This window comes from Orenia marismortui DSM 5156, assembly GCF_000379025.1.
GTDB classification, from domain to species: domain Bacteria; phylum Bacillota; class Halanaerobiia; order Halobacteroidales; family Halobacteroidaceae; genus Orenia; species Orenia marismortui.
In genome coordinates, this window is record NZ_KB900618.1 from 383,642 (window position 1) to 400,558 (window position 16,917).

General features: G+C 30.1%; 16 protein-coding genes. All 16 read right to left on the reverse strand.

Translation table 11 applies throughout. The features are described 5' to 3' along the window. Positions 1-118: 118 nt before the first annotated feature. The gene (gene hemL, locus OREMA_RS0107855) at positions 119-1,414 is read right to left on the reverse strand and encodes a glutamate-1-semialdehyde 2,1-aminomutase (RefSeq protein ID WP_018248720.1); all 1,296 of its coding nucleotides are present in this window, start codon (positions 1,412-1,414) and stop codon (positions 119-121) included. A gap of 174 nt (positions 1,415-1,588) precedes the next feature. Further along, the gene (gene hemB, locus OREMA_RS0107860; RefSeq protein ID WP_018248721.1) at positions 1,589-2,563 is read right to left on the reverse strand and encodes a porphobilinogen synthase; all 975 of its coding nucleotides are present in this window, start codon (positions 2,561-2,563) and stop codon (positions 1,589-1,591) included. Between the two features lie 57 nt (positions 2,564-2,620). After that, positions 2,621-2,770, reverse strand: a complete 150-nt coding sequence (locus OREMA_RS18830; protein WP_018248722.1) for a hypothetical protein — start codon at positions 2,768-2,770, stop codon at positions 2,621-2,623. Positions 2,771-2,850: 80 nt separating this feature from the next. After that, positions 2,851-4,380, reverse strand: coding sequence for a uroporphyrinogen-III C-methyltransferase (cobA, locus tag OREMA_RS0107870; protein WP_018248723.1), 1,530 nt, complete (start codon positions 4,378-4,380; stop codon positions 2,851-2,853). Beyond that, entirely contained in the window at positions 4,380-5,303 is a 924-nt protein-coding gene (gene hemC / locus OREMA_RS0107875; RefSeq protein WP_018248724.1) for a hydroxymethylbilane synthase, read from the reverse strand. Before hemC ends, cobA begins: the two co-directional genes overlap by 1 nt. A gap of 313 nt (positions 5,304-5,616) precedes the next feature. Continuing rightward, positions 5,617-6,270, reverse strand: a complete 654-nt coding sequence (locus tag OREMA_RS0107880; RefSeq protein WP_018248725.1) for a precorrin-2 dehydrogenase/sirohydrochlorin ferrochelatase family protein — start codon at positions 6,268-6,270, stop codon at positions 5,617-5,619. 28 nt (positions 6,271-6,298) lie between these two features. Then, entirely contained in the window at positions 6,299-7,543 is a 1,245-nt protein-coding gene (gene hemA, locus OREMA_RS17410) for a glutamyl-tRNA reductase (RefSeq protein WP_018248726.1), read from the reverse strand. A gap of 236 nt (positions 7,544-7,779) precedes the next feature. Continuing rightward, positions 7,780-8,043 (reverse strand): phosphocarrier protein HPr, encoded by a 264-nt coding sequence (locus tag OREMA_RS0107895; protein ID WP_018248728.1) that lies wholly within the window; start codon positions 8,041-8,043, stop codon positions 7,780-7,782. Positions 8,044-8,141: 98 nt separating this feature from the next. Next, positions 8,142-8,627, reverse strand: a complete 486-nt coding sequence (locus OREMA_RS0107900; RefSeq protein WP_018248729.1) for a PTS sugar transporter subunit IIA — start codon at positions 8,625-8,627, stop codon at positions 8,142-8,144. A gap of 81 nt (positions 8,628-8,708) precedes the next feature. Beyond that, positions 8,709-9,584, reverse strand: a complete 876-nt coding sequence (gene glcT / locus OREMA_RS0107905) for a glucose PTS transporter transcription antiterminator GlcT (protein ID WP_018248730.1) — start codon at positions 9,582-9,584, stop codon at positions 8,709-8,711. A 361-nt stretch (positions 9,585-9,945) separates the two neighbouring features. Next, on the reverse strand, positions 9,946-10,428 hold the full coding sequence (locus OREMA_RS0107910; RefSeq protein ID WP_018248731.1) for a PTS sugar transporter subunit IIA: 483 nt from the start codon (positions 10,426-10,428) through the stop codon (positions 9,946-9,948). 116 nt (positions 10,429-10,544) lie between these two features. Next, on the reverse strand, positions 10,545-12,005 hold the full coding sequence (gene ptsG / locus OREMA_RS0107915; RefSeq protein WP_018248732.1) for a glucose-specific PTS transporter subunit IIBC: 1,461 nt from the start codon (positions 12,003-12,005) through the stop codon (positions 10,545-10,547). Positions 12,006-12,613: 608 nt separating this feature from the next. Then, positions 12,614-13,153 carry a stage V sporulation T C-terminal domain-containing protein gene (locus OREMA_RS0107920; RefSeq protein WP_018248733.1) on the reverse strand — a complete coding sequence of 180 codons (540 nt, stop codon included), beginning with the start codon at positions 13,151-13,153 and terminating at the stop codon, positions 12,614-12,616. A gap of 795 nt (positions 13,154-13,948) precedes the next feature. Next, the gene (locus tag OREMA_RS0107930) at positions 13,949-14,182 is read right to left on the reverse strand and encodes a hypothetical protein (RefSeq protein WP_018248735.1); all 234 of its coding nucleotides are present in this window, start codon (positions 14,180-14,182) and stop codon (positions 13,949-13,951) included. 97 nt (positions 14,183-14,279) lie between these two features. Next, positions 14,280-14,528, reverse strand: coding sequence for a hypothetical protein (locus OREMA_RS0107935; protein WP_018248736.1), 249 nt, complete (start codon positions 14,526-14,528; stop codon positions 14,280-14,282). A 202-nt stretch (positions 14,529-14,730) separates the two neighbouring features. After that, complete coding sequence (locus OREMA_RS0107940) at positions 14,731-16,545, reverse strand: peptidase associated/transthyretin-like domain-containing protein (RefSeq protein WP_018248737.1); 1,815 nt, start codon at positions 16,543-16,545, stop codon at positions 14,731-14,733. Positions 16,546-16,917 lie beyond the last annotated feature (372 nt).

Sequence of the window (16,917 nt, forward strand, 5' to 3'; positions counted from 1 at the left end):
ATTTAATTATAGATTAATATAAAGAAACTAGAAATCAATAAAATTCAAACATAAGTCATTTCTATCAACTTATAATAAGCACTCTATTAAAAAACTTTCAGTACAAATGACAATAAGGTTATTTTAAAATATTTTCCTTAACTTCCTTTAGTGCTTTATAATTTGCTGCTATAGTCTTATCCAAATCCCTATCATTATGAGCTAAAGAAATAAAATTAGCTTCAAATTGAGAAGGGGGTAGATAAATTCCTTCTTCTAACATCCTATTAAAATAAATAGCAAAAGCATCTGTGTTGGAACTTTGGGCGCTCTTATAGTCTTTTACTTGACCTGGTCCAAAAAATATAGTAAACATTGATCCTACTCTAGAAAAAGTAGCATCTATATTCAATTCCTTTATATTAGCTTTAAACCCTTCTTCTAAAATTTCTGCTTTCTGTTCTAAATAATCATAAGTATTAGCCCTTTGTAATAATCTCAAGGTAGTAATTCCTGCTGTCATAGCTAAAGGATTACCTGATAAAGTACCAGCTTGATAAACTCCTCCTTCTGGAGCAACGCAATTCATAATCTCTGCTTTTCCTCCATAAGCACCTACTGGCAATCCACCACCAATAATCTTACCTAAAGTAGTTAAATCAGGCTCTACACCATAAATTTCTTGGACCCCACCATAAGCCAATCTAAATCCAGTCATTACCTCATCAAAAATCAACAAAGATCCATACTTATCTGTTACCTCTCTTAGCCTCTCTAGATAACCTACTTTAGGAGCAATAACTCCCATATTACCTGTAACAGGCTCTAAAATAACAGCAGCTATCTCATCACCATAATTTTCAAAAACCTTCTCAAGAATATCTAAATCATTATAAGGAACTACTATAGTTTCATTAGCAATCTGATCAGGTATTCCTGGACTACCTGCAATTCCTAAGGTAGTCAGCCCAGAACCAGCCTCCACTAATAGGCTGTCACCATGGCCATGGTAACAACCTTCCATTTTTACTATCTTATCTCTACCAGTATATCCTCTAGCCAAACGCAAAGCACTCATAGTAGCTTCTGTTCCTGAATTAACCATCCTTACTTTATCAATGGAATCGATAGCATCTACCACCATAGCTGCCAAGGTAGTTTCTAATTCAGTTGGTGCTCCAAAACTAGTACCTTTCATTAATTGTCGTTGCAAAGCTTCAATTACTATTGGATCATTATAACCTAAGATCATTGGCCCCCAAGATCCAACATAATCTATATATTCATTACCATCTACATCATAAATTAAAGAACCTTTTCCTCTCTCAATAAAGATAGGATCATTATTAACAGCCTTAAAAGCTCTAGCTGGACTATTAACCCCACCTGGAATAAATTTTTTCGCTTCTGAAAAAAGATCTACAGACTTTGACATACTATACCTCCAAATTTTAAAAATAATCTATCATTCTTCTTAGAAACTCATTCATCTTCTGCAAAACATTTCAGGCCTGTCTTTTTTTTAATTCTTCTATACTATATAAAGTAATGTTATCTATTAAGAGCTTTTATTATTAAATTTAATAATAAAACATCACTATTCTAACTCTTAATAATCATTTATCCACTTGGCTGCATCTTTGGCCCAGTATGTAATTATAATCTCTGCTCCTGCTCGTTTAATACTAGTTAACATCTCTAAAACTATTGCCTTTTCATTAACCCAATCCTTCTCAGCAGCAGCCTTAATCATTGCATACTCCCCACTAACATTATAAGCGGCAATAGGAGTAATAAAGTTATCCTTAGCCCTTCTAATGATATCTAGATAAGCTAAAGCTGGTTTGACCATTATAATATCGGCACTTTCATCTAAATCTAACTTCATTTCACGTAAAGCTTCATCACTATTAGCAGGATCCATCTGATAAGATTTACGATCTCCTTGTTTAGGTGCCGAATGAGCTGCATCACGAAATGGTCCATAAAAAGCCGAAGCATATTTAGCAGAATAAGACATAATTGCTACATCATCATAGCAAGCTTGATCTAATTTCTCTCTAATAGCAATAACTCGCCCATCCATCATATCTGAAGGTGCTACCATATCTGCTCCTGCCTTAGCATGGGATAAAGCCACTTTAGCTAAATTTTCAAGAGTTGGATCATTTAATAAACAACCATCTTCAAGAGTTCCACAATGTCCATGGCTAGTATATTGGCATAAACAAACATCTGTGATCAACAATAGTTCTGGATATTCCTCTTTAATCTTACGGCATGCTTGTTGTACAATTCCACCTTCTGACCAAGCACTAGAACCTATCTCATCTTTATGGTCTGGAATCCCAAATAATAATATACCTCCAATGCCCAATTTTACAACCTCTTCTACCTCTATCATTAACTGATCTAGAGAAAAATGATAATTCCCTGGCATAGAAGGTATCTCTTCTTTAATATCTTCTCCTCCAATTACAAAAAGTGGATAGATAAAATCTTCTTTATTTAATTTTGTTTCTCGTACTAAATTTCTAATTCCTGCTGTAGTTCTTAATCGACGTGGTCTATGTATTAAATCCATATCTTTACCTCCTTAATCATCTTTCACTACTTACTAACCTTCCTATCTCTTTATCTGTCAAATAGCAGGCTGGATCATATGCCCAAAATTATCATGAGCAGATTCAGCCTGTGGCCTAAAATCCCCATATTGATTAGCATCTTGATGATAACCTAATCTATCACCATAAAAATCCCCAATACCCAATAATTTAGAAAGTTCTATCATAATAGTTACCGCCTTTAGCCATTAATAATTAATGATAAATCCAGGTAATAATTAAATAGGGATTTCAAAATTTCTATATATCAATTATCAAACTTGTGCTTTTTAGAATAATAAGTTTTTATTGCAGCTAACAATCCTTCTATTGTATATTCTTTAGCAATGATCTCAATATTTAAATTATATTCTCTAGCTGTCTGAGTTGTAACCGGACCAATACAGGCTACTTTGACATCTGAGACTAACTCTTCATAGTCTTCTCCTAAATATTTAATGAAGTTATGTACTGTTGAGGAACTGGTAAAGGTCAACAGATCAACTTCACCCTCTGATAATCTTCTTGTTAAATTCTCATTTCCTGAACCTGGAATAGTACGGTAAGCTACAACATTATTAACTTTTGCACCTAAATCTTTCAACCCCTCTATTAGTACCTCTCTGGCAATATCTGCTCTAGGCAATAAGAAGCGTTTATTACTTAGATCTTCTCCTTCAAATCCAGATAAGATGCTCTCACTTACATAAGAATCAGGAATATAATCTACTCGCAAACCATAAGACTCTACTTCAGCTGCAGTCTTAGGTCCTATAGCAGAAATCTTGACACCTGCTAAAGCCCTAACATCTTTTCCTAACTCAAACAAACGTTTCATAACCGCTTTAACCCCATTAATACTAGTAAAAATAATCCAATCATAAGTTGAAAGTTGCTCTAAACTATGATCTAGATTTGTATAATCAACCGGTGGAGCTATCTCAATTGCTGGTGCTTTTATTACTTCTGCTCCTTCTTTTAATAAAGCTTGATAAAATCCTTTGGCCTGCTTAGTTGGTCTAGTTACTACAATTTTTTTAGAAAATAAAGCTTTATTCTCAAACCAATTTAAGTCTTCTCTTAGATTTACCACCTCTCCTACAACTATAATTGCTGGTGGTTTAAAGTTATCATTCTCTACTTTCTCAACTATATTCTCCAAAGTTCCAACTAAAGTCTTTTGTTCAGGCCTTGTCCCCCACCTTATTAGTGCAACTGGAGTTTTAGGATTACGCCCACCTGCAATCAGTTCAGGAACAATTTTGGACAAATTCCCCACGCCCATCAATATTACCAAATTACCTACACTTGTAGCTAATTGCTGCCAATCAACACTAGGCTCATCCTTATTAGGATCTTCATGCCCAGTAACAAAAGCTACTGAAGAGTTATAATCTCGATGAGTTAAAGGGATCCCAGCATAAGCCGGTACAGCTATTGGCGAAGTAATTCCAGGTACTACTTCAAAATCTACCCCTGCCTTAACTAATTCTTCTCCCTCTTCTCCACCCCGCCCATAAATAAAGGGGTCTCCTCCTTTTAAGCGAGTAACTATCTTTCCTTTTTTAGCTTCTTCAATTAATAATTGATTAATTTGATCCTGAGTTTTATAGTGGTGTTTGGCTTTTTTTCCTACATAAAATAATTCAGCTGATTCTTGTCTATACTCTAATAAGCTTGGGTTGGCTAATCTATCATATAAGATTACATCGGCTTCTTTTATTGCTTCCAACCCTTTAACCGTAATCAACCCTTCATCCCCAGGTCCTGCTCCAACTAAAAATACTTTTCCTGACATTATCCTGCCCCCTTAATCTCGGCTAAAATCTCTGAAGCTCCCTGTTCAACCAACTCTTTTGCTAATTTAACTCCTAATTCTTTGGCTTCACTTCTTAAACCTCTAACTTTAGCTCTAAGTAATCTACTTCCATCTACACTTGCTACCATACCATCTACTACTAGACTATCACCTTCAAGATCTGCATAAGCTCCTATTGGCACCTTGCAACTGCCTTCTAAATAACCTAAAAAAGCCCGTTCAGCTCTAATAGCATCAAAAGTATCTCTATCATTTATCTTCTTAATAACCTCCTTAATACTGTAATTATCCCTCTTAACTTCCAAAGCTAAAGCCCCCTGTCCAACTGCAGGTAAAGATATTTCCGGATCTAAGTATTGGGTGATTTTATCCTCCCAACCCATTCTCTCTAAACCAGCAGCAGCTAAAATAATCCCATCTAAATCTTCACTAGATAACTTCTTAATCCTAGTATCAATATTTCCTCTAATCGCTACCACTTCTAAATCAGGTCGATAATTCAACAGTTGTGCTCTTCTTCTTAAACTCCCTGTCCCAATTTTAGCTCCTTTTGCCAATTGATCTAAAGTCTGATCTTCCTTTGAGATTAAAACATCCAAGGGATTAGCTCGCTTAGGAGTAGCTACAATCTCAAACTGATCTGCTATCTGACTTGGAACATCCTTTAAACTATGTATGGCTAAATCAATATTTCCTTTCAATAAAGCTAACTCTATTTCTTTAATAAATAATCCTTTGCCACCAATATCTATTAATGCTCTGTCGGTAATTCTATCACCTTTGGTACTCATCTTCTTTAAATTAAATTGATAATCGGGGAAATTATTTTTCAATTCATCTGCTACAAGTTGGCTTTGGGCTATAGCCAATTGGCTCTTTCTAGTACCTATACTTATTTCCAAAATCTATTCCTCCTTATTAAAATCATATCCAACTACATAAAATAAAATCTATCTTATCTATATCAGTTTCTCTGAAGTTATTAATTATTATCCTATAAAATCATTCTATAACTTAAAGACTAATTTCTCAAATAAAATATATAAATTCATCCTTGAGAATATTAAAATCCAAGTATTGAAGCATAGTATTCTGATCATTTTACTCTGTTTTATAGTATAAATTAATTATTTGCTATTATATTAAGCAGCCTTTAAAATATAATAATTCTTCTTTCTCACTAAAATATACTAATATAAACCCTAGCTATTAATCTCAATCTAAAAATAGCTTTTTAGCGATATTATCACCTAAGATAGATTTAACTTCATCTAAAGCAGCTTCTTTATCTTGAGTGAATTGTTCTATTAATCTTAAATCAGCTAAACTTCTAAAAATCTTTCTTCTTTCTTCTTTATCATCAATCTCTTTTAAGATTATAGGCCTAATTCTTTTCAACATAGCTAAAAAAGTGCTATATTCTAAACCAAATTCCTCTTCTAAGTTTCTTCTAATCTCTTTTGATAAAGCAGGTAAACTTCCTCCAGTAGAAATAGTTAATAATAAATCTCCCCGCTTGATTATAGAAGGCAAAGTGAAAGTGGATTCTTCTAAACTATCTGCTACATTAATTAAAATATTATTTTCATCTGCTAACTGATAAATTCTATTATTGACCCTTCTATTATCTGTTAAAGCAAAAACTAAAAATACTCCTCTTAAATCTTCATCTTTAAAATTTCTTGAATAATAAGTTATACTATAATCATTAATCATAGCCTCTAATTCAGGTGTTAACTCAGGGCTAACTATAGTAATTTCTGATCCTGTTCTAACTAACCTTCTAATCTTTCGACAAGCGACTTGCCCCCCACCAATAACTAATACTTTCTTTCCTATTAATTTTAAATTTATCGGATAAGTATTCATTGCTCACCCTTCTTTGATATAATTTTATTTATTCAAAAAGCTTTTGGATAATACTTAACTTCTCTTTACTATTTTCATTTTGAGCCAATTCTTTAATTTTAATAGTTGGTAAATGTAATAGCTTATTAGTTAAGCGATTAGCTAATTCTTCAACAACTAATCTTTCATCACTACTCTCTAATTTATGTAGAGCTCTGCTTAACTCTTCTTCCTTGATAGTATCAGCTCTTCTTCTCAAGTCTTTGATTAATGGAATAGCTTGCTGTTGATTTATCCACTCTTCTAAGCTAGCTATTTCATTTTTTATTATAGCCTCTACTTTCTTTAATTCTTCTTTGCGTTTGGCTAAATTATCCTCTACCACTTCTTCTAAATCATCTATATCATAAAGATGAACCCCAGGTATTTTGGCTACTCTAGGATCAATATCCCTAGGCAGAGCAATATCAATTAAAAATAATGGGCCTCTTTTAGTATCCATTACTTGCTTAACTAAATTATAATGTAAAACATAATGAGGAGCAGCTGTAGAAGCAATAATAATATCCACCTTATTAACCCATTCATCTAATTGATTCCATCTAACAACCTTAGCACAGAATTTGTTAGCTAACTCTTCTCCACGACTATAAGTTCTATTAGCTACCATAACACCTGTAACTCCATTATCAACCAAAGATTTTAAAGCTAATTCACTCATCTTCCCTGCTCCTAAAATTAATACAGTTTCTCCAGATAATGAGCCAAATATCTTTTTGGTTAACTCTACAGCTACATAACTTATTGAAGTAGCACCATAACTTATCTTAGTCTCTGTTCTTACTTGCTTTGCAACTCTAAAAGCATCGGTAAATATTTTATATAAATAACTATCTATTAAACCTAAATCTCTAGATCTGTAAAATGCTCTTTTTACCTGCCCTAATATCTGAACCTCACCTATTACTAAAGAATCAATTCCACTAGCTACTCTATACAGGTGTGTTATTGCTTCTATTTCATTATAAATATATATATAGTTCTTTAAAGTCTCTACACTCAAATTAGAAATCAAATTAAATATTTCAAAAGCTATCTTATTATCTGCTGAATTTTCAACTTCAAGATAAAGTTCTGTTCTATTACAGGTAGATAGCACTATTGCCCCTTCTACCTTGGGACTAAGTTTTATTCTTTCTAGAATTTCTTGCTGTTGCTTCTTAGTTAAAGATAACTTCTCTCTAAGCTCCAAAGGAGCAGTTCTATAATTCAAGCCAATAACTATTAAGTCCACAACACTTCCTCCCACCATTAAAGCATTGTTAATAATTTTATCAATTTAAGATGCTCTAATTACTAAATAAATATTCTGCTTATTTAAAAATACTAATAACTTTCTTATTCTTGAATAATTTATAAAATCCTTGATTATTATATAATTATTCATCAAATTTATTCTTAATATCATAAAAACCTCTAATGTTTAAACATTAGAGGTTTTTATGATATTGCCTATTTAAAAGCTATTAATTATTCTCCAAAGCCACTTTCAATTAATTCTACTATAGCATCTACTGCAGCTTGTTCATCACTACCATCAGCCTTGATTGTAACTTCTGAGCTCTTACTAATTCCTAAACTCATAATCCCCATAATACTTTTAGCATTAACTTCTTGACCATCTTTAATAATATTTACATCAGATTCAAATTTACTAGCATTTTGTACAATCATTGAAGCTGGTCTTGCATGAATACCAGTTTCATTTTTAATAACAACAGACTTTTCTACCATAATTAACCCTCCTATGTATTAACTATTATTAATTAAATTTTCAAACATACCATACTGCCTGGATAGGTTAAAATAGACCTATTCAAGCAGTATCTTATTTACTTAACCTCTACTGATAAAATCTTATCTTCTCCTGAAGTAACATTTTGATTATCTAATATTTTTAATTCTTTAATATCATCCATATTAGTAATAAGAACTGGAGTAATAGTTGAAGTTGCATTTTCTTTAATATAATCCAAATCAACTTTAATAATTTCATCTCCAACCTTTACTTTATCTCCTTCTTCAGCTAATTTCTCAAACCCTTCACCCTGAAGTTCTACAGTATTGATACCAATATGAATTAAAATTTCAGCACCTTCTTTAGTTTCGATACCTACAGCATGTTTAGTAGGAAATATCTGTTTAATCACTCCATCTACTGGAGATACTAAAACTCCCTCAGTTGGTTCTATAGCTAATCCATCTCCAACCATTTTCTGAGAAAATACTTCATCTGGAACCTCAGCCAATTTAACTACCTTTCCAGTTAATGGGGCTGCTAATTCAACACTTTTTTTCTTTTTAAAAATACCAAACATTGAAAACACTCCTTTTTATATACTTATAAGCTTATTTTACCTTAGAATTAAATAATATATTATTTAATTCTAATATTAAAATTATATTAAATTCTTTTTTAGTCTTTCCAAATGCATAGCTAAATAACCCTTTTCATCTTCAGGTACTTTTAATTCTAGTTCTTCATAAATCATCAAAGATAATTTATCTGCCACCTGATAAGAAAAATTCAAATCATTCTTTATTTTTTCTAATAGAGGGTTCTGATTAGTTTTATTCTCTTCTATTCTTTCTAAAGCAAATCTTAAGTGAGTAACAAGTCGAGCGTAATTTAAACTCTCACTAGTCAATTCAATATCTAACTCTTTTTCAATAACATTAATCATCTTTTTAATCAATGAAGTATATTTAACTGCTCTAGACCTACCCCTATTACTTCTTGCTCCATGTATATGAAAAGTAATAAATCCAACCTCACTTTCAGGTATTGGAACTCCTGAACGTTCTTCAATCATCTTAGCTGCTCTCTTAGCTAAATTATATTCTTTATAATATAAAGTTTTGGTTTCTGGTAAAAAAGGATTGACAATATCCATTCCTTCTTTAATACGCTTTAAAGCAAAAGCAATATGATCAGCCAAAGCTATATGAATATGTTTATCCAACTCCTCATTTAACTCATTACTTACCATAGCTATTATCTCTGTGGTCAAACCAATTATCTCTTCATTAACATTTTCTACTAACTGTTGATACTGCTCTTTCTTTTCTTCATTAACAGGAATAAATTCTTTCTCTATATTACATTTATCAGAAGATAGAATATCTCCTTGGTTTTTAGCAAATCCTAAGCCTTTTCCCAACAGAATAACTTCATTAGTTTGATTATAATTATTTTTTTTGATTGCCAATACAACATTATTATTAAAAACTTTCTTTATCTCATAAATTTGATTAGAACCTTCTTTTAAAGTCACTATTTAACTTCCCCCTATTTAATAGGAATCTGAGATAACAAAATTAATTTGTTATTTCAGAGATAAACATTATAAAACTTTATTATAAATATATGTAGATTTTTCAAAAATCATATTAAATTTATTATTACACTAGAAGAATAAATTTATAACTTAATCAGAAAAAGATATAACTTCCCGACAGATATTATAAAAATATAGAGATTTATATCTCTTTCTAAAAAATACTTATTCACAAACAGCTATACTTATAATACAAAAATAGCATAAAATAAATTTATAAATCTAATAACATTGTATATTCTTAACTAAAAGTTGTCAAACTATCATTTATAAAATGAATTTAAACAAAATATTTTTATTATAACTTAACTTTTAATAATTCATTTTCCCCTAATTTAACTTCCCCATCACTAAGTCTGTCAATCCCTTTTATATCATCCATATTAGTAATCAAAATAGGAGTAATAATTGAAGTTGCATTTTCTTCAATATAATCTAAATCAAATTTAATCAATTTATCGCCAACTTTTACTTTACTACCTACTTCCGCTAATTTTTCAAAACCTTCTCCACTTAATTCCACAGTATTAATACCTATATGCATTAAGATTTCAACACCTTCATCAGTTTCAATACCTACAGCATGCTTGGTTGGAAAAATTTGTTTAATAGTTCCCTTTACAGGAGATACTAAAACACCATCAGTTGGTTCTATAGCTACTCCATCTCCAACCATCTTATTAGAAAAAACTTCATCTGGTACTTTACTTAAATCTAAAACCTTCCCAGTTAATGGAGAAGTTAAAGTAACAGCTTTATCTTTTTTGAAGAGTCCAAACATATATAACACTCCTTTTTATTTTAAAGTTTACATTATTAAACAGATTAAATTTAAAATAATAAGAAGCTATTGGTCTTAGACCAATAACTTCTTAAATAAAAATCAAAGCATCAATTTTAAAGTAACTTTTTAATTTGATCCTTGATTCCTTCAGATTTTGGACCAAAGATAGCTTGAACTGCACCGCCACCTGGTTTCATAACACCAGAAGCACCTAGTTCTTTTAATCTATTATCATCAACTTTAGAAGGATCAACAGTTGATACTCTTAAACGAGTAATACATGCATCAATTTCTTCAACATTTTCCGCTCCACCTAAAGCTTCTAAAATAGCTTCAGCTCTTGAATCTGCTTCTAGCTCTTCAGTTTCAGTTTCTTCATCTCCTCTACCTGGTGTAGCTAAGTCCCATTTTCTAATAGCAAAACGGAATCCAAAGTAGTAAATAACTGCGAAAACTAATCCAACTAGAATAGCTATCCACCATGGTGTCATTCCTGGTAATACACCAAAGGAAATAAAGTCAATAAGTCCACCAGAGAAAGTCATACCAATTCTAACACCTAGCATATTCATTAACATAAATGAAAATCCTGCAAATATTACATGAATACCATATAATATTGGTGCCACAAATAAGAATGAAAATTCAATTGGTTCTGTAATACCTGTTAAGAAAGATGTTAACGCTGCTGAGAATAAAATACCTCCAACAACTTTTCTTCTAGAAGGTTTAGCTTCATGATACATTGCTAATGCTGCAGCTGGTAATCCAAACATCATGAATGGGAACTTACCAGTCATAAATTTACCTGCACCTTGATAAGTGTCTGAACTAAAGTTAGCAACACCATCTTTTAACATAGCAAACCAAATTGCTTGGTCTCCTCTTACAACTTCTCCTGCTTTATTCACATATTCACCAAATTCAAACCAGAATGGTGAATAGAAAATATGATGTAATCCAAATGGAATTAATGCTCTTTCGATAACTCCAAAAATGAATGTTGAAACATTTGTATTAGTTTCATTTGCTAAATGAGATAATTGGAATAAACCTTCTTGAATTGGACTCCAAATAGTTGGTAAAATTAATCCTACTACAAAAGAAACTGCTGCTGTTGCAATAGGAACGAATCTTTTACCTGCAAAGAAACCCAAAAAGTCTGGCAATTCAATATCAAAGAACTTATTGTACATAATTGCTGCGATTATACCAGCAATAAGACCTCCAAATACCCCTGTTTGCATTGTAGGAATACCTACTACATTTGCAAAACCTGGATTATTAGCTACCATTTCTGGAGTTACTCCAGCAACAATACCCATAGTTTTATTAAGTATCAAGAAAGAAACAACAGCTGCTAATGCTGCAACACCATCACCACCAGCAAGTCCAATAGCAGAACCTACTGCAAATAATAATGCTAAGTTACTAAAAATTACTCCACCTGCATCAGACATCAATGGAATACCTAAACTTGTACCAAATGCCAATAACAATCCAGCTGCTGGCAAGATTGCCACAGGTGTCATTAAAGCCTTACCGATTTTTTGCAATTGTTTGAATGCTTTCATTCTTAAGAATCCCCCTTTTGTTGTTTAAAAATTAATTAAAATCATTTATAATATAAATGATTTTTAAACCTAACAAAGGATTCTTATTAAACTTATTTTCTTATGCCTTTTTAGATCATACTAAATAATGAGAAAAACTAATAATTCATGTTAGCTAACACTTTAGTCTTATAAGATAATATTTAATTAAATTTGCTCCTTCTAGCTTGATTTTTAAAACCAAACAATCAACTTATTCATTTTATATAATGTGTTAATTTCACATCTTTAATTATAATTTGTTGGTTTTAATTCAAAAATACTACATTGCAATGTGTATTATTTGTTATTAAATCTTAAAATAAACAAAAAAGCTAGAAAGAAATATAAATTTCTATTATACAAAAAATAGTATAGAAACCCACATTTCTTCCTAGCTAATGCCTGCTAATGTCAGTTACACGCTAGATTGTATTATCTTCGGTTCAATTAAATTATATACTTTTATATATAAGTTGTCAATTATTTTTTGAAATTTGTATAATATATGCTTATTCTATTATTAATTCAAACTATAATAAACTATAATATTGATTATAAATAAGTAAGCGCATTATGCGCTTACTTATTTATAATCCTAATTTTTTACTAATAACTTTAGCTGTGATTTCACTAACTTTAGTTTCAAAATCACCTAGTTTTTTATCTTTTGATGATAAAATAACAGCACCTAAAATATCACCTTGCTTAATAATTGGTGAAATAAGTACTGACCCTAATTTATCATCTTTGCTTCTAAAATTCGTACAAATATCTTCATCTTTAGCTTCTTCTATAATTATAGACTTTCTAGACTTCATAGCTTCTTTAACCTTATTACCTACAATTTTATCAGTATACTCATTAAAATGTGATGAGCTATCTATAATTCTATCTGTATCTGATATCATAACATTACAGTTGGTTGTTTCTACCAAAGTATCTATATATCCTTCTAAATTTCTTAATTCTCTTACTGGACTATACTTCTTTAATATAACTGTATCATTCTGATCAACATAAATCTCTAAGGTGTTCCCATTATCAATCTTCATTTCAGTTCTAATTTCTTTTGGGATTACTACTCTACCTAAATTATCGATTTTACGGACTATTCCTGTTGCTCTCATTGGTATTACACCTCCTAGTGTTTTATCATACTATTAGTATATTGCTCTTATTTCAATAATATGCTAATCATGATATATTTATTAAAAGACACCAAACTTAATCAAACAAAGCAGCTAATAAATTTAATATACTATATCACAGTATAAAACTGCCAATAAGTAAATTTCATAAAGAAAATCAGATATATAATTTCAAACAATTTATTGTAGCCATTAATAGAAACTATGATATCTATAAAGAAAAATATGAAATTTACTCAAGTTATAATAGTTAAGGATTAATAGTTTTTAGGCTAATAAATTATTATTCCCCTAATTCTTATCTGTACTAAGTCTTAAATTTCTATAGTCTTACTAATTTAATAAAGTTATTTTTACTTTGCTAGATCTCCTCCTTTAATTATTACCGCTTTGAATTCAGTAATAATAGATTGAACTCAAATTATTATTAATTTTTCTAAACTTTAATTTATTACTTTATTTATATAATCTCCTTATTGACTAATCTTATTCAAAATTAACTTAATTATTCAATTCTATTTTAAATACAGGTAAGCATTGCTAGTATTTTATAGAACAAAATAAAGAATAATAAATAATAATTACTTTTTAAGGAGCTGATATAAATAATGAAAAATAACAGTAATAATAATTTAATTCATGAACTTATTCAACAAAAAATAAATACACAGGAATATATTAGAGCATTATTTGATCAGCTAAAAAATATTAATGAATAACTTTTATCATTATCAAAGTATAAGAAGCCCTTTTTAGGGGGCTTCTTAATAAAAATTAAATTCTTCTATTCTCTTCTACTTGTGCATCCAACAACTCTTGGTCAATAGTACTAAATTCAGGTTTAAGATCTATATATCCTTTCTCAACTAAAATATCACTTAATTCTGCTATACTCTCTTTCTTTTCTGGGGGCAGACTATTAATAAACCTCCAAATTTCTCTCTCAGAAGCCTTATATTCAAACTTTACTCCTCCGTATTTTAAAAAATGTTCAACATTATCAGCCATCTTATCTCTCCTTTAATATTGATGCTTTAATTTATTGGTCATACTCTATATTATTGTAACCAAAATAAATTTTTTTATTGAAAGCTTTGTTAGAAGATTAGAGGTCACTCTCACCCATTTCTTTTTCATATTCAATATAATATTGGAGATTTCTCAAAATAGAATCTATTAATTGCTCATCCTCTAACTCCTCTAAGGTAAAATCTTCATTTGGATCATTCACATAACTAATCTGCTGCTCTGAAATTAAATTATCAACCTTATCTACCATTGTTTCCACCCTAATCTCATTAAAAATATCTGGGTGTGTTTTGATTCTTTTTATCAATTCCTGCTTAAAATCCATCTAAACAACCTCCTTTATGTATTAGATAATCTAGTACGAGAAATTCACTATATAAAGTTAATAATATTATTACTATCTTTCTTATAGAATATGTATTTTACTTTTAATTTTTCTATATTCTATATAATGAATTTAACCAAAACATAATCCCAAAATAAAAAGCCTACTCAGTTGAGTAGACTTTTTAGTAACTTTTTAGTATTTATTTTTTCTTTTTAATTAAAACAATTCCTAGTTTTCCACTTCCATCAATTCTAGATAAGTCAAGATTTAATGAAGAGTTTGAATCTAACTTAATATAGTATATTCCTTTTGGATTAATTTTTTGCTTTGCAAATTTAGGCATTCTCTGCAATTCAAAAGAATTATACTTATAAAGCTTATTATCTATCTCATTTATGGTATCAGTTATGTTTGTTGTCATCCAATTCATATAAATTTTACTAAATTCTTGATCAGTATAGTCTTCAATTACTGCTATAGGATCTTTTGAACTATTCATAATTCTATCTAAAAGTTCAGTTCCATATTGTTCTAGAACATAACTAGCAAATAATGAAGATGCCCCAGAAAAAGCTAAACTACCATCATGAGTTAATAAATCTACTTTTTGAGTATTGTTCAAATAACCATAGTCTTTATCATACACCCACCCATTACCTTTTTCAGTAGACCATCCTTCTTTCTCATAATCAATATAACCGCAAACTCTTGGAGCTAATTGTGCTAAACCTTGATCAATCCAAGCATCATTAAATATTCGACCTACCTTTGCTTTATCTGTAAAGAACAACAAATGTTGATATTGATGTGCAGCAGCAGTTAATAATGTATTGATGCTTCTATCAGAGTTTAGATAAAACATTCTCTCTTCGTTACCTTGATCATGATATAAATCAGCTGGATTAAAGTATCCTGTTACTGGTACGTCTTTAAAATCAGTTAACAATACTACAACTTTAGATTGAGCAATATCTTTGGTTAACTTAGGATAGATAACATTATCAAATTCTGCTACTAATTGTTCTACCTTTTCAGTAGCAACAGTCTTATTATTATCAACAAAAACATAAATATGTTGACCAACTGCTTCCAAAGTAGCATTTACATTAGCTTTTTTAAGGTCTTTAGAAACTACAAATTCTTTTTCATCTCCCAAAGTATATACCTTATTAGCAATCAATTCATCTCCATATTCCTTAACAAGATCAATACCTCTAGCTCTAGCATCATATTCAATCTTAGCTAATCTATCTAACTCATTATTTAAATTAAACTCTGGAGTTTCACTTGAGAAATCTAAATAAGAAAGTGCTAAAATTAATTCTTCATCAGCTTTTATATTTTTAATAGCTGCTTTTACTTTTCCAATATCATTCTGCTTATCTACAAACAGCTGTTTAATTTGTCCACCTAAAATATATAATGGGACCTCTACTCCATCTTCTTTTAAAGATATATCTTTTACTAACTTCTGATATCCTTCTCTAATAACTTCAACTTTATAATCTCCAGTATTTAAATCTTCAAAACTTAACTTTTGTCCTTCTTTTCTAGCTATTACTTTATCTTCTTTCTTTAATATAACTTTAGCCTTTAATGGATTATTATTAACATCAAATAAACTCAACTCCAAATCTGCTTTAATTACTTCAACTTTCTCTTGAGAATCTTTTGCTTGATCCTTTTCTTCAGTAGCTTCTTCTTTAACAACTGGAATTTTATCTAATTTGATCTCTTTAATCTCATTACTTGATTTTAGTACAATAGACTCTGTATAATCCTTATACCCTTCTGCAGTAGCTCTTAATTCATATTCCCCAGTAGGCAATTCTGTAAATTGAAGATTTTCACCTACTAATGTTTTACTCTCACCACTTCTAGAAATTGTTACTTCTGCTTTAACATTAGACTTAACAGTTAATGTTGATAGTTCATCTTCTTTACACCCTACCAAAATAAATAAGAGAGATAAGACTACACTTAACAACACTATTCTTTTTCTTAAAAAATTCATTGATTTTCCCCCTTTATAATTTTAATTTATTGTAAAGATTAGTAACCTAAATACCTTTTAATTAACTACTCTGGTACTTATTTGATACTAATACTTTTATATTCTTTATTGCTATAATTAATCCCTTCATAATTTAGTATAACTTAATAGATTTAGGATGGCAAATAAAAAATTCAAACTACAATTATATGTAGTTTTGAATCGCTTTGAGTATGAAACAACATTTTTAGGTACTAGAAATTAGGTTATAGATATTAGGTCATAAGTAACAAGAGTTTGCTTATAAGTTGATAGTGATTAATAACATCTAATGGTTGATAACTAAAATGTCTTACCATCTATACAATCCAGCATTTTTGACTATAGAAAAAT

What these genes read in the sequence shown, in the direction of transcription:
- cobA (WP_018248723.1), bottom strand. Translation starts at nt 4,380, where the DNA reads ATGTCAGGAAAAGTATTTTTAGTTGGAGCAGGACCTGGGGATGAAGGG.
- ptsG (WP_018248732.1), bottom strand. Translation starts at nt 12,005, where the DNA reads ATGAAAGCATTCAAACAATTGCAAAAAATCGGTAAGGCTTTAATGACA.
- OREMA_RS0107920 (WP_018248733.1), bottom strand. Translation starts at nt 13,153, where the DNA reads ATGAGAGCAACAGGAATAGTCCGTAAAATCGATAATTTAGGTAGAGTA.
- hemL (WP_018248720.1), bottom strand. Translation starts at nt 1,414, where the DNA reads ATGTCAAAGTCTGTAGATCTTTTTTCAGAAGCGAAAAAATTTATTCCA.
- OREMA_RS0107900 (WP_018248729.1), bottom strand. Translation starts at nt 8,627, where the DNA reads ATGTTTGGTATTTTTAAAAAGAAAAAAAGTGTTGAATTAGCAGCCCCA.
- OREMA_RS0107940 (WP_018248737.1), bottom strand. Translation starts at nt 16,545, where the DNA reads ATGAATTTTTTAAGAAAAAGAATAGTGTTGTTAAGTGTAGTCTTATCT.
- OREMA_RS0107880 (WP_018248725.1), bottom strand. Translation starts at nt 6,270, where the DNA reads ATGAATACTTATCCGATAAATTTAAAATTAATAGGAAAGAAAGTATTA.
- OREMA_RS0107895 (WP_018248728.1), bottom strand. Translation starts at nt 8,043, where the DNA reads ATGGTAGAAAAGTCTGTTGTTATTAAAAATGAAACTGGTATTCATGCA.
- OREMA_RS0107910 (WP_018248731.1), bottom strand. Translation starts at nt 10,428, where the DNA reads ATGTTTGGACTCTTCAAAAAAGATAAAGCTGTTACTTTAACTTCTCCA.
- hemB (WP_018248721.1), bottom strand. Translation starts at nt 2,563, where the DNA reads ATGGATTTAATACATAGACCACGTCGATTAAGAACTACAGCAGGAATT.
- OREMA_RS18830 (WP_018248722.1), bottom strand. Translation starts at nt 2,770, where the DNA reads ATGATAGAACTTTCTAAATTATTGGGTATTGGGGATTTTTATGGTGAT.
- OREMA_RS0107930 (WP_018248735.1), bottom strand. Translation starts at nt 14,182, where the DNA reads ATGGCTGATAATGTTGAACATTTTTTAAAATACGGAGGAGTAAAGTTT.
- OREMA_RS0107935 (WP_018248736.1), bottom strand. Translation starts at nt 14,528, where the DNA reads ATGGATTTTAAGCAGGAATTGATAAAAAGAATCAAAACACACCCAGAT.